This window comes from Pandoraea soli, assembly GCF_902459595.1.
Taxonomy (GTDB): domain Bacteria; phylum Pseudomonadota; class Gammaproteobacteria; order Burkholderiales; family Burkholderiaceae; genus Pandoraea; species Pandoraea cepalis.
The window spans coordinates 188211-207309 of the sequence record NZ_CABPSG010000006.1 but is presented as its reverse complement, the minus strand read 5'-3'; the positions used below and the strand labels follow the sequence as shown (position 1 = coordinate 207309).

16 protein-coding genes and 2 pseudogenes are annotated in these 19099 nt (G+C 58.7%); 11 read left to right on the top strand and 7 right to left on the bottom strand.

Annotated elements, in window-relative coordinates; all coding sequences use genetic code 11:
* Positions 1-55 precede the first annotated feature (55 nt).
* From PSO31014_RS12960 to PSO31014_RS12940, 5 genes and pseudogenes are all read left to right on the top strand, one after another.
* A complete protein-coding gene (locus tag PSO31014_RS12960) occupies positions 56-859 on the top strand; it encodes an aspartate dehydrogenase (protein WP_150551994.1) in 804 nt (267 codons plus the stop codon).
* Positions 860-941: 82 nt separating this feature from the next.
* Positions 942-2423, top strand: coding sequence for an aldehyde dehydrogenase family protein (locus PSO31014_RS12955; RefSeq protein ID WP_150551993.1), 1482 nt, complete (start codon positions 942-944; stop codon positions 2421-2423).
* 66 nt (positions 2424-2489) lie between these two features.
* A complete protein-coding gene (locus PSO31014_RS12950) occupies positions 2490-3806 on the top strand; it encodes an MFS transporter (RefSeq protein WP_150551992.1) in 1317 nt (438 codons plus the stop codon).
* A 270-nt stretch (positions 3807-4076) separates the two neighbouring features.
* Positions 4077-4713, top strand: a pseudogene (locus PSO31014_RS22680) (fumarylacetoacetate hydrolase family protein).
* 102 nt (positions 4714-4815) lie between these two features.
* A complete protein-coding gene (locus PSO31014_RS12940) occupies positions 4816-5526 on the top strand; it encodes a transporter substrate-binding domain-containing protein (RefSeq protein ID WP_150551991.1) in 711 nt (236 codons plus the stop codon).
* A 121-nt stretch (positions 5527-5647) separates the two neighbouring features.
* On the opposite strand, the gene PSO31014_RS12935 is transcribed toward PSO31014_RS12940, so the two are convergent.
* Both PSO31014_RS12935 and PSO31014_RS12930 read right to left on the bottom strand, forming a co-directional pair.
* Entirely contained in the window at positions 5648-6583 is a 936-nt protein-coding gene (locus PSO31014_RS12935) for a LysR family transcriptional regulator (protein ID WP_174976496.1), read from the bottom strand.
* A 157-nt stretch (positions 6584-6740) separates the two neighbouring features.
* Entirely contained in the window at positions 6741-8195 is a 1455-nt protein-coding gene (locus tag PSO31014_RS12930) for a carboxylesterase/lipase family protein (protein ID WP_174976495.1), read from the bottom strand.
* A gap of 269 nt (positions 8196-8464) precedes the next feature.
* On the opposite strand from PSO31014_RS12930, the gene PSO31014_RS12925 reads away from it, so the two are divergent.
* From PSO31014_RS12925 to PSO31014_RS22670, 4 genes and pseudogenes are all read left to right on the top strand, one after another.
* Entirely contained in the window at positions 8465-9562 is a 1098-nt protein-coding gene (locus tag PSO31014_RS12925; RefSeq protein WP_150551988.1) for a porin, read from the top strand.
* Between the two features lie 6 nt (positions 9563-9568).
* Entirely contained in the window at positions 9569-10828 is a 1260-nt protein-coding gene (locus tag PSO31014_RS12920; RefSeq protein ID WP_150551987.1) for an MFS transporter, read from the top strand.
* Positions 10829-10928: 100 nt separating this feature from the next.
* Positions 10929-11242 (top strand): annotated as a pseudogene (locus PSO31014_RS12915) (DUF1153 domain-containing protein).
* Between the two features lie 384 nt (positions 11243-11626).
* On the top strand, positions 11627-12052 hold the full coding sequence (locus tag PSO31014_RS22670; RefSeq protein WP_246176631.1) for an integrase core domain-containing protein: 426 nt from the start codon (positions 11627-11629) through the stop codon (positions 12050-12052).
* Positions 12053-12082: 30 nt separating this feature from the next.
* Here the strand turns inward: PSO31014_RS22670 and PSO31014_RS12905 are convergent, their stop codons facing one another.
* Both PSO31014_RS12905 and PSO31014_RS22835 read right to left on the bottom strand, forming a co-directional pair.
* Positions 12083-12634, bottom strand: coding sequence for an antibiotic biosynthesis monooxygenase (locus PSO31014_RS12905; RefSeq protein WP_150551986.1), 552 nt, complete (start codon positions 12632-12634; stop codon positions 12083-12085).
* Positions 12635-12872: 238 nt separating this feature from the next.
* A complete protein-coding gene (locus tag PSO31014_RS22835; protein WP_281349093.1) occupies positions 12873-12995 on the bottom strand; it encodes a hypothetical protein in 123 nt (40 codons plus the stop codon).
* Positions 12996-13086: 91 nt separating this feature from the next.
* Between PSO31014_RS22835 and PSO31014_RS12900 the strand changes: the two genes are divergently transcribed.
* Together PSO31014_RS12900 and PSO31014_RS12895 are read left to right on the top strand one after the other, a co-directional pair.
* Positions 13087-13908, top strand: coding sequence for an alpha/beta fold hydrolase (locus PSO31014_RS12900; protein WP_150551985.1), 822 nt, complete (start codon positions 13087-13089; stop codon positions 13906-13908).
* Between the two features lie 44 nt (positions 13909-13952).
* Positions 13953-14402, top strand: a complete 450-nt coding sequence (locus tag PSO31014_RS12895) for a DoxX family protein (protein WP_174976494.1) — start codon at positions 13953-13955, stop codon at positions 14400-14402.
* Between the two features lie 196 nt (positions 14403-14598).
* Here the strand turns inward: PSO31014_RS12895 and PSO31014_RS12890 are convergent, their stop codons facing one another.
* The 3 genes from PSO31014_RS12890 to PSO31014_RS12880 form a co-directional block, all read right to left on the bottom strand.
* Positions 14599-16155 carry a PepSY-associated TM helix domain-containing protein gene (locus tag PSO31014_RS12890; RefSeq protein WP_246176618.1) on the bottom strand — a complete coding sequence of 519 codons (1557 nt, stop codon included), beginning with the start codon at positions 16153-16155 and terminating at the stop codon, positions 14599-14601.
* A gap of 26 nt (positions 16156-16181) precedes the next feature.
* Positions 16182-18482 carry a TonB-dependent receptor gene (locus PSO31014_RS12885; protein WP_150551984.1) on the bottom strand — a complete coding sequence of 767 codons (2301 nt, stop codon included), beginning with the start codon at positions 18480-18482 and terminating at the stop codon, positions 16182-16184.
* Positions 18483-18564: 82 nt separating this feature from the next.
* Positions 18565-18981 carry a DUF2946 domain-containing protein gene (locus PSO31014_RS12880; RefSeq protein WP_150551983.1) on the bottom strand — a complete coding sequence of 139 codons (417 nt, stop codon included), beginning with the start codon at positions 18979-18981 and terminating at the stop codon, positions 18565-18567.
* Between the last annotated feature and the right edge of the window lie 118 nt (positions 18982-19099).

Here is a 19099-nt window from a genome sequence, read left to right as displayed (position 1 = left end):
ATGCGGATATGACGCGGCGGCAAGTGAGATTGCCGCGGATCGAGAGAGGGAAACGATGAACGTTGGATTGATAGGTTGTGGTGCCATTGGCACGCTGCTATGTGAACTCATAGCGAAGCATGTGCCCGATGTTCAAATTCGCGCGGTCTATCAACGGACAGAACGTCTTGTAACCGCGCGGCAAGCGCTCGTCCCAGGCGTTGCTCTTGTTGATCGAATTGACCGGATTTTAGCTGAGGACATTGATCTGGTTGTCGAGTGTGCCGGTCACGGCGCACTGAGGGAGTTTGGCCCTTCAGTTCTGGCGTCGGGACGAGACATGCTGATTGCCTCCGTCGGCGCAATGGCAGACCAGTCTTTGGAGTCTCAATTGACGAGCGCTGCAACCGAGGGCAATGCGCGATTGCGAATTCCCTCGGGTGCTCTGGGTGGTCTTGACGCGCTTGGGGCCGCAAAAATGGCCGGGCTCAGCGAAGTGAGGTATGAAGCGCACAAGTCGCCGGAAGCGTGGCGTGGAACGCATGCCGAGACGTTGGTGACCCTTGATGCGATTGAGAAGTTGACAGTCGTCTATGAGGGAAATGCAAGAGATGCCGCTCGGCTGTTTCCGCAGAACGCCAATGTGGCCGCTGCCATCGCCTTGGCGGGGGTTGGTTTTGACAGAACCAAAGTGGTACTCCATGCAGACCCCGCTGCTATCGGCAACACCCACAGGATCAAGGCAGACGGGGTGTTCGGAAATCTCGACGTGTCGGTGACCGGCAAAACACTTCCCAGCAACCCGAAGACCTCGATGCTCGCGCCTTATAGCCTGGTTCGCGCGATCGCCAACTTGGAGTGGACGCTTGTCGTCGCGTAACGGAACATCCGAAACGCGGTTTCTCTCATGAGAGAAGCGGTTCGAAAATCTAATCAAAAGACATTGTTTCAAGGACAGGTAAATGACAATCAATCTTGGCGCTAAAGCGAATAACACTGATGTGATTCGCAGCCCGTACGACGGCGCTGTCGTTGGCCATATGCCGATTGCCGATGCGCATGACGTCGAACATTCCATTCTCCGCGCTCAGGCAGCATTTCAGATCATGCGAAACATGCCGCGCTTCGTCCGTGCGGATATTTTGCTGCGCGCGGCAGACCTGATCGAAGCCCGTCGCGACGAGTTCGTGAAAACTATTGCAGCGGAAGCGGGCAAGCCGCTGTATGACGCGAAAGGCGAGGTTTCGCGTGGCGTGTTCAATCTGCGCAACGCGGCAGCAGAGGCGCGGAGAAGTCATGGTGAAGAGGTTCCGCTTGATTCGGATGCCGGGGTCTTCGAGTATCAGACGACAGATTCGAGTGGTCGGCCCGCGGCGCTCTCGGAGCTTCAACAGGAAAAGCTGGCCGGCATGCGCCGTCGGGTCGGCATTGCTCGCCGTTTTCCAATTGGCCTGGTGCTTGCCATCTCTCCGTTCAATTTTCCGCTCAATCTGGTGCTTCACAAGATTGCTCCGGCCATCGCGGTGGGTAACGCGGTTGTGCTCAAACCCGCGCCCCAGACCCCCCTCACAAGTTTGCTGCTTCAACAGGTCTTCCGTGACGCCGGGCTTCCCGAGGGCGCGCTCGAAGTGTCTCATTGCAGCATTCCGCTTGCCGAATCGATGGTACGAGACCCGCGCTTTGCGATGGTGACATTCACCGGTAGTGCCAAGGTGGGTTGGCACATCAAGTCGATCGCGGGCCAAAAGAAGGTCGCGCTTGAATTAGGTGGCAACGGTGCAGTTATTGTGGCCGAGGACTCAGACCTCGATCTAGCGGCTACGCGTTGCGTTCGAGGTGGTGTCGTTTTTGGCGGCCAGTACTGTATCGGTGTTCAACGAATTCTCGTCCACGAGTCGGTCCGAGACAAGTTCGAAGAGAAGCTTTTGGCGAAAGTGCGTGCCTGTCGAGTCGGGGATCCGATGCAGGAGGGGATTGACGTCGGGCCGGTCATCGACGAGAAGTCCGCCATTCGCATTCAGAGCTGGACGGATGAAGCCGTCGCCGAAGGTGCGCGTCTTCTGGCGGGTGGTCCTCGAGTCGGCGCCGTGGTGCAACCCACAGTCCTCACCGATACGCGCTCCGGGATGAAGGTTGAGGACGAAGAGATCTTTGGCCCAGTGTTGACGCTCAATAGCTATCGCACTTTCGATGAGGCGCTTCAACGCGCAAACGACTCGCGGTATGGACTGCAGGGCGGTCTGTTCACCAAGGACCTCCAGCGCGCGTTTCTTGCGCTTGAGACATGGGATGTTGGCGGCTTGATGGTCAATGACGTTCCCATCTTCCGAATTGACAACATGCCATTCGGTGGCTGGAAGGAATCGGGTACTGGCCGAGAGGGAACCCGGTATGCGATGGACGAGATGTCGGAAATCAAACTGCTCGTGATCAACTACTCGTGATGTCAGGTCGCACGTCTCGCGACCCGTGCGAGACGTGCCCCGCTACGCTTTCCTCAAGGACACGACATGTCGACGTCATTTCTCGATTCCACGACGGACCAACCGATTCACGATAGCGCTTCCGAGCGTAGTCTATATCGCAAGTTGACGCTGCGTTTCGCGCCGTTTCTTTGTCTTTGTTTTTTCGCCGCCTACCTCGATCGAGTGAATGTGGGCATTGCGAAGTTGCAAATGGCGGGTGCGCTCGGCCTCAGCGACACCGTCTATGGGCTGGGTGCCGGACTTTTTTTTGTCGGCTACATATTGTTTGAAGTGCCCAGCAACTTGTTGCTTGAAAAGGTCGGTGCCAGATTCTGGATCGCCAGAATCATGGTCACATGGGGGATCCTGTCGGGTCTCACCATGTTTGTAACAACGCCGACCCAGTTCTATCTGGTGCGATTCCTTTTGGGTGTCGCGGAGGCCGGATTCCTCCCTGGTGCGCTGCTGTATCTGACCTATTGGTTCCCGGACGCGAGACGTGGTCGAATCATCGCGCTCTTCATGGTCGGATTGCCGATGTCGAGCCTTCTTGGCGCACCGTTGTCGGGCTGGATTCTTTCGTATTTCAACGGTGTTCACGGACTTCACGGTTGGCAATGGCTGTTCCTTCTTGAAGCGATTCCTTCGGTTGTTCTGGGCATCCTGGTGTACGTATTTCTGCCAAAGAACTACGCCGACGCGCGGTTTCTCACTGCGGAGGAAATGAAGCGGCTCCAACACGATATCGGCGGCGATCGTAAGGAGCAGAAGGGGCATCAGCTTGGCCAGGCATTCCGCGACCCGAAGGTGTGGGCGGTCGGTTATCTAGATCTTTGCATTCTTCTTTGCTTCTATTCAATCGCGTTCTGGATGCCGACGATGCTGCGCGAAGCAGGTGTGGCAAGCACGGTAGAGATCGGTATTCTGATGGCTATTCCGAACGGTTTGGCGGTCATCGCGGTTCTCGTCACGGGGATGAGTTCGGATAAATTTCGCGAACGACGCTGGCACGTGGCTGTGCCCTTGTTGTGCTCAACCGTTGGACTGATTGGAAGTGCATTTTTCTCCGGAAGTCCGATCGCTATCGTTGTCTTGCTGTCAATGGCGAATGCGGGAGCCGCGGCTGCGATGCCCGTGGTGTGGGCACTGCCGTCGACGTTCCTTCGTGGGACGGCAGCAGCGGCGGGTATTGCTTTCGCGTGCTCCATCGCCAATCTCGGCGGGTTCGCCAGCACCTATCTGCTCGGATGGCTGAAGGACCTTACCCACAGCATGAGCGCGGGTGTGATTGCGTTCGGAGTCTGCGTCTTTTTTGGCGGTTTGCTCGCACTTGTTATGCCAAAGCGAGTCGTTAATCGATGAGCCGTCTTCTAATCTCAGAAGACGAACGAGTGCGTGCCGTCGCTAGCATTAGTGAGGTATCACGTTGAAACTGGTTCGATTCGGTTCCATCGGTCATGAAAGGCCCGGTGTGCTTGATGACGAGGGGCTCATTCGAGACGTAAGCAGTGTGGTTCCCGATTGGGGCACCGGAACGCTCGAGGTTCCGTGTTCCTCCAAAAGTTTGCCGAGACAGACATATCGCGTTTCCCACTGGTAGACGCGCACGCCCGCATTGGAAGTCCCATCGCCATGCAGGGCAAGATTGTCTGCGTCGGTTTGAACTACGTGGACCACACGGAGGAAACTGGATTCGAGCTGCCTTACGAACCGCTTGTGCTTTTCAAATCTCCTACGGCGCTGAGCGGACCGTTTGATCCGATAGTGATCCCCAAGACGCCCGACGCGGTCGATTGGGAAGTGGAACTTGGCGTCGTAATCGGAGGCTTCGTCAGAAATGTTCCTGAACGTGATGCTAGGGACGTGATCGCTGGATTCGTCGTTGCAGACGATTTGACCGACAGGGGGTGGCAATTCGAGCGGGGAGGGCAATGGAGCAAAGGCAAGAGTGCGGACTCGTTTGCCCCCGTCGGACCTTGGCTGGTGACATCAGACCAGTTTCCGGACACCCCGGATCTGGCTCAAAAAGAACACCGACATGAGACAAGATAGTCGCACGGGCAAGCTTAACTTCTCAGTACGAGAGATTGTGGCTTACTTGAGTGAGTTCATGACGCTAGTGCCTGGCGATCTTATTTTGACGGGGACGCTCGCCGGTGTTGCCTTCAACAAGGCGACTCCGGACTACCTGACGCCTGGGGACATTGTTGAGTGCGGAATCGACGGACTAGGTGTGCAACGCTGTCGGGTGCAACGCATCGCAGACTAGTCGTTGAACCACCAGGATTTGCCCCATTCCATCAGCGCTATCGCCTTATGCCAAGGTCGATTGGGCTGATGGTCCACTACCTAATCAGGACATTAGATACCTATGAAAGTCAGAGTTGCATACATCGAAGAGCCGCCGTTCTATCGGACTGGGCCGAACAATGCGCCGGTAGGTTCCGATATCGAATTGGCGGAAGTCACCCTGCGCGCGATTGGCGTGTCGGAGATTGAGTACGTACTGACAACCTTTGGAGAGCTGCTTCCGGGCGTTAGAGACGGACGCTGGGACATGAACGTTCCGATCTTTATTTCCAAGGAGCGTGAAGAGATCGTGACGTTCAGCGTACCTGTATGGGCGCTGGCTGACGGGTTTGTTGTTCGTCGCGGCAATCCCAAGGCAGTCACGAGCTATGAATCCATTGCCGCACGCAGTGATGCGATTCTTGGAATCGTCTCCGGCACCGTGCAGAAGGATACGGCGCTGAATGCCGGCGTTACCGCCAAGCGGATTGTCAAATTCCAGAGCCAACATGAAGCCATAACGGCACTTCTCGCGGGGAAGATTGACGCCTATTCGGCGACTGCCGTGGGCAATCGCGAGATCGTCGCAACGAATCGGGAACTGGAAGCCGTTGGTAATGAGGTGAGTTCGAATGGCTCGGTGCCCGTCGGCGCGTTTTCTTTCAATAAGAATAACCACACTTTGATCAACGCGGTGAACGACCAGCTACGGAAATACCTCGGTTCCGAGGATCACCGTGCACGTATGGCCAAATACGGCATCACAAAGACAGAAATCGACGGTGTCGTCTGAATCGAAGCTACACGCTGATCTAGCACTAACTAGTTAGCGAGCAGTGCAACAATCGAACGCGCTTGGTCTCCACTGAGCGTTTGGCCCACAGTCGTGGGCCATTTTTTTTGAGGCGCTTGGGTTATGGATTCGTCGGCGTTAGACCGTTTGCAAATCGCTTTAGGTTCCCGAGAAAGCCTGTTGTGGCGAGCGGATCGAGTTTGTCTCGGCGAGAGATAGCCATCAACGGTCCCATATGCAGCGGCAATTCACATTGAACAGGTTGCAGGGCATAGAGCGCGCATAATTCCTCCGCTGCGCACTGAGACGAAAGAACAAGCGTGTTGCTTTGACTGGCGAGGCGAAAAACTAAGGGCGAAACTTGTGCCGAGAGCACATCTGAGCCAAAGGTCAGTCCCATGCTCTGCACGGCAAACTCAAGCTGCTGCCTGACGATATTCGGTTGCGATGGAAGCACCCACGGAAAACCAAGGAGGTCAGCAAGTGCCACGGGTTGCTGCGTCAGCGGATGACCCTGCCGTGCGAGAAACAGCGGCGCATCGTCACGCAGTACTTCGAGCTTGTACTGGTCGCTTCCGTACCCGCTCGCCAACCGTCCGATGACAATATCTACGAGATCCTGGTCCAGCGCGGACAGCAAATCCTCCATTGGCGCTTCCGTCAGCGTTAATCGCACTCGCGGTGAACGTATCCGAAAGTCTCCAACGCAATCCGATAACGCTTTCCACCACGTCAGTGGCGAGAAAATCCCTACGGAGAGGTTTCCGACATCCCCGCTGAGCAATGCTTCCAAATCTGCTTCAGCCCGCTGGACGTCACTTGTAATCAAGTATCCATGGCGGACCAACGTCTCGCCATAAAGGTTTGGGCGCATACCGCTGGGCGTCCGATCGAACAAGGCGGTGCCGACAATTGCCTCGATTTCGGTCAAGGCCTTTGAGACGGCCGATTGGCTGACGCTTAGAGATTCCGCGGCCTTCTGAAGTGTCCCAAGTCTTGCGATTTCAACGACCACCGAGATGTGTCTGAGCTTCAGTCGCAGATGCAGTGAACTCATGGTCATTCATTCTCAATTCAAAATGCAATGACAATCGCCTCCTCTCGCACTTCGACAACGATAAAAAGCCAGGGAGGTGCCCATTGGAGTGTATCCAATTGGGCCCATCAATGGCATTGGGGGATTATCGGACTAGCGGCCCGCTTCGATCGCGATCTTAAGGAGTCGCGAATTCCTGGGTGGCGGGATAGCAGGTTACGGTTTCACTGAGATGGAGTGACGCCTGCTCACCGCGGCGGAACGCTTTCCACTCTGGCAAGTTGTCGCCGTTTGGATTACCTGTCTCGACAAAATTGAGGAGATAGGCCTGCGTTAGCTCAGACAACTGATCCGCGAACCGTTGATTGATGCCATGCAGCATGGGTGCTTCGGGCCAATCCGGGAAGTTGCCGAAGACGAAGGGAAGCTCGAAGCAGTGCCCGGCGCCCACGTGAGGTTGGTGTGAAGGAACGCCAAATTCGAATGTGTAGGTGGCACTTCCCGCATCTGCTAAGAGAGACGCGGCTTCAAGTGCCGGACCTTTGAAAATTCCGTAGGAGGTTAACTCGACCAAGGATGAGTAAGGCGTGCTTCCCAGGCGACGATTCGACGATCGGGCGTACTGACTATCACCTTCGGTGCCAAACTCTTGGCGAAAGCGAGCAAGTACGGCGTCTCTTGTTGCATCGACCAGCAACGGATTCGATCCAAAGAAGCTCCCGGTTTCATCGCGAGTCCAGCTAATCATCACGGGCTTGGGCGCAAATTGAGCCGCCCGTTTCATGGGAGCGCTTGGAACGTGCTCATCCGAAACGGGCATGAAACCAACGGGTATTGCCCCGAATGCTGCCCGAGAGCCGAGTAGTTTTGCTTGCGTCTCCAGTAGCGACGGTACCGATGCATTTCGCAAGTCACCGGGCGGTCCATCGAAGCTGCCGATGGCACAGAACTCTCGAGCGACACTGTGCGCAACTTCCGGAGTCTGAGGTGGCAGGCCCGGCCAACTTAGCAAGACAGCTGAGCGCACAAGCCCGGATGTTTCCGTCATGCTCATAAGGAGCTGGCTATACCATGCCCCCGCTGACTGTCCAGCGAGGACGATGGAATCCGGATCCCCGCCAAATCGCTCAATGTTTCGCTTGACCCAATGTAGCGCAGCAACGATGTCACGTACGGACTGATTCCCTCTGGATGTACCCGGAAGGTATAGGTTTCCGAAAACCCCAAGGCGGTAATTGAACGTGACCACGACGGCACGGCCGGACCTTGCGAGCTGATTCCCGCTGTAGCAGCGAAGTGCGCCCCCAGTGAGAAACCCCCCGCCGTGAATCCAGAAAATGACGGGAAGGCGACCCTCTAACGAGGGCGTGTAGACGTTCAAACGAAAGGCATCCTCAGACATCTCGACGTTTCGCGCCGTCGGCCCCATGACAAAGTCGAGCCTACTGGGCAACTGAGGGAAAACCGGACCGGGGCGTGTGGCGTCGCGAATGCCGCTCCACCCTTGGGGCGGAAGCGCATCGGCGAATCGCCCGCCATCACGAGCATAGGGTACGTCCAGAAACGATATGACGCCGTCGGCAATTCGGCCGGCCAGCTCGCCTTGTTCGCAATGCGTCGACACTGTGTTCATCCCCATCCTCGTTTAAGTCGTCAAATTTGCGCATCTGAAAGCTTGAGCAATTCATGCCCAATCCTTAGCGGTATGGTCGATGATATCGAGCGTGCAGCCTATGGAAATGATGTGTGCCCCCTATTGAGAAAGCGTCAATCCCCAGAGGTAATGGGTATGAAATTTTTTCAAGCAAGGGCTCAGCTTATTTCGCTTTTTTTACAGAAATCGACGTTTCACCATGGCGTCGTCGATTGGAGACATCACTAGAGATAAATAACAGAGGTCCTATGCCACGAAGAGTCCAGTTTCGTTATGCAGCAGTCTTGGTGTACCTGTGTTTTGCCCCGCCAGTGTTCGCTCAGAGCAGTGTTAGCATCTCCGGGATCATTGGCGACGGAGTGGCGTACACGAACAATGTCGGAGGCCACTCGAGTATGTACTTGTTGCTGGCAGGTGTTTTGCGGCCGAATACGATTTGGATCAATGGCCAGGAGGACTTGGGCGACGGTTACAAGGCACTGTTCTCGCTGAGTAGCATTTTCGGGATGAACAACGGTTCTATATTGGGCGCGCCTGGTGCCTTGTTCTCCCGCGAGTCGTTTGTGGGTCTGTCCAATCAGTTCGGAACGTTGACGTTGGGGCAGCAACGGGACTTCATGTTCGACACGCTAACGGTTCAAGGGTATGCGGGGACGTCTTACCAAGGTATCTGGGGGGCTCACATGGGCCCATTCTCATCGTTTGGGGTGCCTTATGCAGTCGGTAATTCATACGACTTTGACCGATTAAACGGGGAGGCTCTGAATAATGCCGTCAAGTTCAAGAGTGCGTCTTTCAACGGCCTGACGTTCGGGGCGATGTACAGCTTCGGAGGTGTTCCTGGCCACTTCGGGAACTCCAGCGGATCAAGTTTCACCGTCAACTACCAGTTTGCGGATGGTGGCATTGGTGCTGCGTACACGATGGCCAAGATGCCATCCATCGCACAGGGGAATGCCGGAATTCGCAATTTTGGTATCGGCGGGCGCTATAAGTTCGGGGACACGCAATTGGCCTTGCTGGGGACCGTCTCTCGCAACACTGCAACGGGCGCGCAGATTGATAGCCTTGACGCCACCATCAGCTACGACTTCTCGGCCTTCTGGACTCTTGCAGGCACATATACGTACATGGGCAGCAACGCGCAACTGAGCAACGCCCACGCAAATCAAGTCAGCGGCACGCTTACATATCGCTTCTCCAAGCGCACGTCTGTTTATGCGTCGCTCGCGTGGCAACGGGCGTCCGGCCAAAACGCATTCGCTCGCATCAACTCGACCCTCCCGAGTGCATCCAGTTCGGCGGTGCAGACGTCAGTTGCCCTCAACATTCAACATGCTTTCTAGCCAGCTATGACTGACGTTTCCTCTTCAACCTCGAGCGCCGGGGAGACTCGGCGGGCTCGCGGCACGTGGTCGCTCGCGTTCACGGCCTTTCTGGTGATGGCGGTTGATGGCTTTGATACGGCCGCGATCTCCTACGTGGCGCCAACACTTGCCGTGAAGTGGCAGGTGCCTTCTTCCGCATTGGCGCCCACTTTCGTCATGACAAGCATCGGTGCTGTAGCCGGGTATCTTGCGAGCGGCGCCGCTGTGTCCCGATTCGGCCGGCAAAAGGTCGTCGCAACGGCGATGATCTGCTTCGCCATTCTCTCCCTGGCAAGCGTACTGGCTGGCTCAGTCTGGGAAATGGCAGGGTTCCGGTTCTTCACGGCATTTTTTCTCGGACTGATAGTGCCCGCGATTATTGCTGGCATTTCCATGGCAGTGAGCGACTCACATCGGTCTACTGTGACTGCGGCGGTAACAACGGGTATGTCGGTCGGGGCAGCCGTCGGCGGTGGCGTGGCGGCTATTCTCATTGGGAAGTTTGACTGGCATTCCGTATTCATTGCCGGGGGTATTCTTCCCGTGCTTCTTTTGCCAGCCGTGTTCCGAACGATGTCGGACGACGTATCGCTGGAATCACTTTCTCGTAGGCGGTCCACAGCCATAGATCAAACCGAATCTGATGTCTCACCTGTCGTGTTACTGCTTCATTCGCCATATCGCACCACAACTGTGCTGATCTGGTCGGTGTCGTGCCTAGGATTCTTCGTAGCGTACGCACTGCTATTCTGGATGCCCACCTTTTTGACCTCTTTTGGATTCAGCCCAGCCCGTGCGGCACTCGGAACCATGGCCGTTTCAGCCGGTGGTGGATTGGGGAGCTTACTGCTGATCCTCTCAGTCAAACGCGTCGGTGTAGAGACCGTTTTGATGGCGCTCTTGGCCATTGGCATCCTTTCTTTCGCGATTATAGGCGGTACACATCTTTCCGAGGGGGGGATTGTGTTGTCCCTCACCGCTCTTATTGGTGCGGCAACGGGGACGATTTGTATCGGCCAGGCAGTTTTGGCGGTTCGCACATATCCGTTGACTATGCGCACGACAGGAGTCGGCTTCGCGGCCGCAGCCGGCCGACTGGGCTCAATCTTCGGCCCCGGGGCCGTCGGTATGCTCCTCGCATCCGGATTGCAACCTCAGGAAATACTGTTGTGGTGCGTAGTTCCTGCAGTTGCGCTTGCTGGATTGCTGGTTGTGCTTCGGAGACGGACGCGAACCGTGACGTAGTACGCACGCATGGCGGCCATAAATGGCTCAACGAGAACAGTGAACTTTTGTAATGACCCACTGAAAACCTGCTCAGGTGTTAACCTTCGAGGACAAACACATGAGCATGAAGATGGAAGACGAAATCAAGCGGTGGACGGCCAAGCGCAAGAGCGCGTTGGTGCTCGACAATATTCAAGGCAAAACGACGGTATCTGAGGCGAGCCGGTCGTTTGACCTCGCCCCCTCGGAAGTCGAATCGTGGGTCGAAGACGGCAAGCGGGGCATGGAAAATACGCTGGGAGCAAACCCGCTGGACGTTCGGGAGCAATACGAGCGGCAACTCAAAGACCTGCAAGAGGCATACGGCGAGGCGATGCTGGAGCTGCGCGCCAGAAAAAATTGCAGTCCCTCCTGGGCGAGGACGAGAAGTGATCGAGACGATCCGCCAGGGACTTCAAGCCGACGGCATCACCGTCTCGATCGCCAAGCTGTGCCTATGGTTCGGTGTGCCGCGCCGCACTGCGTATTATCGATCCGTGAAAGCACCCGCCAAAGTACAACTGCGCTTTGCCGAACCCATCAAGGCATTGATCGAGGAGTCCCCGTCATTTGGTTATCGGACGGTGGCTTACCTGCACGGGTTCAACAAGAACACGGTACAGCGGGTCTTTCAATTGAACGGCTGGCAGGTCAAGAAGCGCCCAATCGGCTTGCGGCCCCGCACACAGGCGCTGCCCTCGGTGGCGACAGCGCCGAACGAACGGTGGTCCTTGCCGCATTTGGGCCGGCAGAGATGGCTGGGCGACGTTGGCGCTGGTGATCGACTGCCACACGCGGGAATTGCTCGGCTGGCACCTGTCTCGCAGCGGCCGTGCGACGGCGGCTGGCAGTGCGCTGGAACAAGCACTGATTGCTCGCCTCAGTACGTTGGGCCGAGTGCCAGCGCCATTCCTGTTACGCAGCCACAACGGATTGGTCTTTACCAGTCGCAGTTACACCGCGCTGGCGCGCAGCTATGGCGCGCGCCAGGAATTCATCACCCCGCATTGTCCACAGCAGAACGGCATGGTCGAGCGCGTCATCCGGACGCTCAAGGAGCAATGTGCGCACCGCCATCGCTTTGAGACGCTGCAACACGCCAGCCGTGTCATCGGCGACTGGATTCAGTTCTACAACCATCGACGGCCGCACCAAGCACTGAAGATGATGACCCCGGCAGAGGCTTTTGCTTTAGCCGTCTGACCTGAGCAGGCTCCGCTGGGTCATTACACCTCAGCGAAACAACCAGCCGGCGACCGCCTTCGTGTAACGCGGCATCACCACGTAGACCATCAGCAACACGATAACCGCGGAACCGGCCATCCGGGCGACGATCGACTCGCCGGGGAAGGGCCACAGGGCGAATACCGGCCCGAGTAGCCAAGGCACCAGGACCGACAAGGGAAAGATCGCAGACCACGTCACCAGCCACTGCTTCCATGGCGTGGCAGGCTTGTGCGCAGGAGGCTCGAACCAGAATTCCAGTCCCGTGCGGATCTGGTAGCGATCGCCCTTCGGCAAAAAGGGCTGCATACGCTTCAGGAAATCGCGGCGTTCGGCAGACTCCATCCAGCGCGTGAGGTTGTCGAAGCCGTCGAAACGAATGATCACCACATAGGTGTGCTGCTTGCCGAGCGGCCGGATCACATCGGTGGAAAGATAGCCCTCGAAGCGCTCGCAAGTCTTTCGGATGTCGGCGAGCCATTGCTCGTAGCGATGCGTCGCTTCGGGAATGATCTCGTGGGTAATGATGCTCGTGACGATGTCGCTGGGCTCGCGGGTCATGATGGGCAACGCGCAGGGCGTGATGTGGAGAACGCCATCATCAAATCACAGTCCAGCGCGCTCACCAATAGCACAAAGGTGTGCCGCGCCCGGCGCGCGTGCGATAGACGTGCACATCGCGGGCCGTGAATGGCTGATTGACGCCCAATCGGGGGGAAGCGCATTCTAGCGAATCGTCCGAGGCGGGCAGCCCGGGCGGTTAATACCAAGTGACGATGGCGGCGCCGGCGCAGAGCCATTAGTCTTCCTTGTGATCGGCCGTCAGGCGTTGAAGCACACACCAGGCGCCCTTCAGCATCGTCGGCACCTCGCGTCGCAGATGGCCGGCGAGCGGTGCCGACACACTTGGTGAGGCCGTCACGGTGGCGGCCCGCGGTGCAAATGCAGCCCACGCCGGTTTCAACCCGAAGTTGCCCTCGCTATTCCGCCATTCCTTCCTCGGAGCGCAGACGATGAATACGATCACCACCCAAGACGGCACGCAAATCTTCTACAAAGACTGGGGCAGCGGCAAGCCCGTGGTCTTTTCGCACGGCTGGCCGCTCAATGCCGACGCCTGGGACGCGCAGATGCTTTTCCTGGTACAGCACGGCTGTCGTGTCATCGCGCACGACCGTCGGGGACATGGGCGTTCCACACAGTCGGCGCATGGCAACGATATGGATACCTACGCAGACGACTTGGCGTCGCTGCTGGACGCGCTCGACATTCAGGGCGCTACGCTGGTCGGTCACTCGACCGGCGGTGGCGAAGTCGCGCACTACCTCGGCCGCCACGGCACCCGGCGTGTCGCGCGCGCGGTATTGATTGGCGCGGTGCCGCCGATCATGGCCAAGTCGGCCGCGTATCCGAACGGCTTGCCGCTTGAGGTGTTCGACAACATCCGCAAGAGCGTGGCAGACAATCGCTCGCAGTTCTACAAGGACCTGGCGGTGCCGTTTTTCGGTTTCAACCGTCCGGATGCCAAGGTGTCGCAAGGCACCGTCGACGCGTTCTGGGCGCAGGGCATGACCGGCAGCATTCTGGGCCAGTATCTGTGCGTCAAGGAATTCTCGGAAGTCGACTACACGCAAGATCTGAAGAAAATGACGATCCCGACGCTGATCCTGCACGGCGACGACGACCAGATTGTCCCGATCGGACATGCCGCCGAGCTGTCGGTCAAGATCGCCCCCAACGCCAAGCTCAAGGTGTACAAGGAGGCTTCCCACGGCATGTGCGTGATCAACGCCGATCAGGTCAACGCCGACCTGCTGGCCTTCATCAACCAGTGAGCTTGCTGGGCGTTTTGATCAGCGTGTGTTAACCGAGGTGCTCTATGGCTCCCCTCCCGCCGTCGCCGGATGTTTCATCTGAGGTTGCTCGCAAGACGCGTTCGCTACCGAGCTGGATCTACTGGCTCGCGCTGTTGCTATTGTGTAGCGCTTACCTGCAAGGTGGCATCGACAAGGCAATCGATTTCCCGGGTGCCATCGCCGAGATGCGGCACTTCGGGTTGTCGCCGGCCGCGCCGATGGCACTGGCCGTTATCGTGCTTGAAATCGGCGCGTCACTGTTGATCCTGACGGGCCGGTGGCGGTGGTTGGGGGCGTTGGCGTTGGCCGGATTTACGCTGGCGGCGTCGTGTCTCGCCAACCGGTTCTGGGCCGCGCCTCCCGAGGCGCGGCTGATGCTTGCCAACGGCTTTTTCGAGCATCTCGGACTGGTGGGCGGATTCGTCGCCGTCGCCTGGTATGACTTGCGCGCAAAGGTTTGCCGAAGCTCGTGATGACGCGCTCTCTCTCGTCTCACTTGACGTGAGGCGTCTCGTCGGGAGGAGGCATGTATGGCCATTCCGGTATGTACTTCCCCTAGGCCGCGGCCTTTCTGGTGCTCGCCCGAGGCTATCGCCGTATCCCAATGCGCAGGTGCAGACCCACGTGCGCGGGAGGGCCCCCTGCCGAGCGGGGCCCCATCAACGACATTCATTGTGCCGTCTGCTGCAGCGGCTTCGTTGCCCGCCTGACCCACATCCGGTCAAGCGCCCAGACCGCGAGCATCGTCGCGCCCATCAGCGGAAACACGACGCCCAACGCGACCAGGGACACGATCCAGCCACGCATGGGAACGCGCATCGGCACTCGCGCGGGTGCGCCCAGCGAGCGAGACGGGCGGCGTATCCACCACATCGCGGCGCCTGTGGCTGCCATGCCGAAGAGCCCCATCGAAATCAGCGCGCATAGCCATTGATTTGCGGCGCCGAAGTATCGGCCCATGTGCAGCGACGTGCCATACGAGATCGCCTGCGCGACGCCGCCATAGGCGTCGTAATCGATGTCGCGCAGCACCGTGCCGCTGTACTGGTCGATGTGCAGCGTGCGTTCGTCGCGCGGATCGGGTGGGAAGTAAGAAACGGTGTAGACGCCATCGGCGCGCGAGGGAACGATCAGGCTGTATCCGGTGCTCACGCCCTTGCTCGCCGCAATTTCCATCACGCGGTCGATGGGCAGCGCACCCTGAGCGTCAAGTTGAGCGATCGTTAGCCCCTTCGTGCCGCCACTGCCACCGTGCGCGGCATGTTCGGCGGCGCTTGTGCCGCCGGCTTGCGACGAGGCGCCCATGCCTTTCATTCCGGCCCGCTCTGGATCGCCGTGATCGCCGTGCATGGCGCTCATCTCGTGCGCTGGCATCTTCGAATTGGGCACCGTCGTGTCGCCCACGGCCCACGGTATTTGAGCGATCGGTAAATCATCCATCTTTGTCGGTATGCGCGAGCGTACTGGCGCGTCGCCCCACGCGCCGGCAGGATAGCCCATGCCCGCTTGCGTCGCGATGGCCTTGAACTGCTTGCCCCACGAGCCCGACCAAGGCAGCCCGGTGAGCACAAATGCCAGGCCGCCCGCCGCGAGCCAAAGGCCCGCGACGCCGTGCAGATTGCGCAGCAGAGGCCGGCCACGCAACTGAAGCCGCGGTTTGAGCGCCCCCGCCCATGTCGCGTTGCCGCGCGGCCACCACAGCGCCACGCCGGTCGCAAGCATGACCAGTGTCCAGCACCCGGCCAGCTCCATGAGCAGCTCCCCCGGTTTGCCGAGCATCATCGCGCGATGCAACTGGCGCACCTGCTTCATCAGCCGATGCTCGACGCTGAGCGTGCCCAGCACCTCGCCAGAATACGGGTTGACGTACACACTCTCGCGCTCGCCGCCGGGTAGGCGGAAGATGAATTCCGCGCTTCGTGCCGGATCGCGATTCACCTCGACCGAACTGATCGTGGCGCCTCGCGGCAGCGACGCCGCAGCACGTTTCATGAGCGTTTGCTCGGTCAGGCGAGGCGCCTGCGTCGCGGCAACGACCATACGGTCGTGATACAGCCACGGTTCAATCTGTGGTTGAAAGACGTAGATCGTTCCCGTGACGGCCAACACCATGAGCCAGGGCATGACGAACAGCCCGGCATAGAAGTGCCAGCGCCACAGCGTGCGATAGCGGCCGGCGGCCTGATTGGGCGGCACGTCGCGCATCGGCGTGAAAAGTATCCCCATGATTCGTGATCTCCTTGGCCTGCGATTCAGATGGCGAACTTGCCTTCGATGAAGAAGGTGCGGCCGGCGTATGGGTGATAGACGAAGTAGCGCGTGTCGAACAGGTTATCCACGCCGATACCGATTTGCGTGCGCGCAGTCGGCTTGTAGGTGAACTTCGCATCGACGACGGTGTAGGTGCTTGTGCCGCCAAACGTGTTCGGATTGTTGTCGGTATTGGTCAGCGTGTTGTACTGACGGCCCGAGTAACGAATCGCGCCGGTCACTGCCGTCTTCGCATTGAAGCGGTAGGTCGCCACCAGATTCGCGCGCCACAGCGGAATCCGATAGAAGTACTTGCCAACTGACGCTGGATTGTTCGTATTGGCCATGATCTTCGACTGTGTGTACGTCAGACCGGCGGCAATGTCGAGGCCTTGAAAGAGGACGTCCTGACCGTCGAAAGCCGTATCGATACCGCGCGAGCGAACCTTGTCGATGTTCTGGAAGTTCGTGACGTTGGGGAACACGGTCGTATTTGTCTGACTGAAGATGGTGTTTTTCACGTCGTCCTGGAACAGCGAAACGCGCACCTTGCCGACCTCCAGTTGCCACTCGGCGCTCAACTCCTTCGCGAGATCGTCTTCTGGGCGCAGTCCCGGGTTGTTGTTGACGATGTTGGTGCCGGTGATCGAGCCCTGGAAGAGCTCGGAGACGGTCGGGAAGCGATAGGCACGTGCAATCGAAGCCCGCAGCGTCAGATCCTGCGTGGCAGCGAACGCCAGCGAAAGCTTGGGCGAGAAATGAGCGTCGGACGATCCTGCATACGGCACGGTCACGCCACCCAGCGTACGGGCCCCCGAATAGGCGCGCCAATCTTCGTAACGCAGGCCGGTCGTGAGTTTCCAACGCGGCAGGAATTGCCACGTGTCCTGCGCGTAAAGCGCTTGCGTGAGCGTGTTGCCGCCGAACGCGTTGGCTAGCGACGTATCGTTTCCGTTGACCCATGCCGACGTGTTGAACGTGCGGTTATCGAGGAAATACGTGTCGAAGTGATAACCGAACGCCAGCCAATGCGCGCCCGGCCCGACCTGGGCGGGCGTATAGGTGCTGCGCAGGTCAATCGACTTCCAGCCGGTACCGTCGCCATACGTGACCGTCCCCGGTCCGTTGCCGGGCGCTCCGGTGCCGGCCGTGCGCGCCTCGCTTTGAGAGATGTCGAAGTACGACGCGATGCCCTCCCAATTCCATCCGGTCTTGTTGCGCGTCTTGAGAGACAGGCCGTAAAGCAGGTTCTCGCTCACGCCCTGACTTGGCGCAAACGCTGATGCCGGAATGACATATTGGTAGCCATTGATGTTGACCGTCCCTGAATACACCGGATTGCCGTTCGCGTCGCGCAGGAACGTGCTCGTCTGACTGTTGTAGTTCTGATGCCAGTAGCCAAAGCTGAAGCCGCCTTGCAGCGTCGGGGTGAAATCGTAGGTGGCCTTGAGCTTGAGCTGGTCTTGCGTCACACGCTCGATGCCTTCTCCGTTCACTCCCATCACCACACCCGGCACGCCGTTCTGGTCGCGATAGGAATACGCGCCACTCACGACCTTGGCGCTTGATGTGGCAGGTGTGGTCGATTGCGACGCCGTGTAGAACTGGAGCGGTTGTCCCGTGTTCTCCATGTGGTCCACGCCCACCAGCAGCGACAGGTTGCCGAACTTGTCGCCAACGCTCGCACTCACGTTGCTGCCGTTGAAGCTTCGGTTCACCCCGAACAGGTCAAAGTGCTGGGTGAAACCCTGAACCTTCGCGTCGGTCACGAACGTCTCCGGCATGCGGGTCGTGATGAGCACTGTTGCGCCAATGGCATTGCCCGGATAGAGCGCGGAGAACGGCCCGTAAATGACATCGACTTGATCGATTTCCTCCGGAAATACCATCGACCAACGCGGCGCGAACGTCCAGGTGTTGCCAAGGAAGTTGCTCAACAGCAGGCCGTCCGCGTAGACAAGGCCGCGAGCCGTTTGCGAGTTGCTCGTCCCACGCACGGCGATGGTGGAATTCAGATCGCCGATGAAACGGCGTCGAACGCCCATGCCGGGGACATATCGCAAGGCGTCTTCCGTCGTCTCGACGTTCTGGTACTGCAACTGGTCGGCGGTGACCGTGGCGCTCGCGGCGGGCAAGTTCGGATCGAGTATGTGCTTGGGCGTGCGCTCGGCGGAAACGGCGACGGATGTCGGGGCGAGTTCGACGGCGGACGGTTGATTGGTGTCGTCGGCGTACGCGACGGCCGGCAACATGGCGGCTAGCGCGAGCGCCAGCGGCGTCTTGCGCGCAAAGGGAGAGAGCATGGATTTTCCTGACTGCGATGAGCGAATGACGACCGGCAGGCCAATGCATTGCAATGGCTTGCCGGGCACGAAAAGGCGTCGATCAGGAACGGTGCGGCGGGGCCCGGGCGGGCGGAATGTAGGCGAGTGGACGGGGTTGCGGTGCGACGCTCGACGTCGGACCGGCCCGGGCGATCCAGACAAACGACACCGCACTGGCGTGCGGCGGCATGACCAGCGGCGGATGGTTCGCAAGTAACGAGCAATAGCCGCAGGCGTCACCGTGCCCGCCATGATCGGCGGCCGGTGCGTGACGCATGTCCGCGTGCGAATCGTCGTGCGCGATGGTTGGCACGGCCGACGGTGTCAATCCGTCTGCGGTACAGAAGGTTGCGTCGATCTGCGAAACGCTCGTGCGATGCGCGGCCAACCACTGGCTCACGATCGGCACGCAAAGCGCCAGGCACATGGCGGTCAAGCCAAGCCATGCGCTGAAACGTTTGCGTGAGCGAGTGAGCATCGTTGTGAAAGGCCGATTTTCGGTCCGCCGGGATGGCCGAATCTGGAATTCGCCCGGATCGTATCACGAATGCGTCGCATTCGCTAATTGGGGGGGCCTCCGATATATCAAACGCCGC

Excerpts from the sequence above, each read along its gene's own strand:
- PSO31014_RS12960 (WP_150551994.1), top strand. The coding sequence starts at position 56 with ATGAACGTTGGATTGATAGGTTGTGGTGCCATTGGCACGCTGCTATGT.
- PSO31014_RS12955 (WP_150551993.1), top strand. The coding sequence starts at position 942 with ATGACAATCAATCTTGGCGCTAAAGCGAATAACACTGATGTGATTCGC.
- PSO31014_RS12950 (WP_150551992.1), top strand. The coding sequence starts at position 2,490 with ATGTCGACGTCATTTCTCGATTCCACGACGGACCAACCGATTCACGAT.
- PSO31014_RS12940 (WP_150551991.1), top strand. The coding sequence starts at position 4,816 with ATGAAAGTCAGAGTTGCATACATCGAAGAGCCGCCGTTCTATCGGACT.
- PSO31014_RS12935 (WP_174976496.1), bottom strand. The coding sequence starts at position 6,583 with ATGAGTTCACTGCATCTGCGACTGAAGCTCAGACACATCTCGGTGGTC.
- PSO31014_RS12930 (WP_174976495.1), bottom strand. The coding sequence starts at position 8,195 with ATGAACACAGTGTCGACGCATTGCGAACAAGGCGAGCTGGCCGGCCGA.
- PSO31014_RS12925 (WP_150551988.1), top strand. The coding sequence starts at position 8,465 with ATGCCACGAAGAGTCCAGTTTCGTTATGCAGCAGTCTTGGTGTACCTG.
- PSO31014_RS12920 (WP_150551987.1), top strand. The coding sequence starts at position 9,569 with ATGACTGACGTTTCCTCTTCAACCTCGAGCGCCGGGGAGACTCGGCGG.
- PSO31014_RS12905 (WP_150551986.1), bottom strand. The coding sequence starts at position 12,634 with ATGACCCGCGAGCCCAGCGACATCGTCACGAGCATCATTACCCACGAG.
- PSO31014_RS12900 (WP_150551985.1), top strand. The coding sequence starts at position 13,087 with ATGAATACGATCACCACCCAAGACGGCACGCAAATCTTCTACAAAGAC.
- PSO31014_RS12895 (WP_174976494.1), top strand. The coding sequence starts at position 13,953 with ATGGCTCCCCTCCCGCCGTCGCCGGATGTTTCATCTGAGGTTGCTCGC.
- PSO31014_RS12890 (WP_246176618.1), bottom strand. The coding sequence starts at position 16,155 with ATGGGGATACTTTTCACGCCGATGCGCGACGTGCCGCCCAATCAGGCC.
- PSO31014_RS12885 (WP_150551984.1), bottom strand. The coding sequence starts at position 18,482 with ATGCTCTCTCCCTTTGCGCGCAAGACGCCGCTGGCGCTCGCGCTAGCC.
- PSO31014_RS12880 (WP_150551983.1), bottom strand. The coding sequence starts at position 18,981 with ATGCTCACTCGCTCACGCAAACGTTTCAGCGCATGGCTTGGCTTGACC.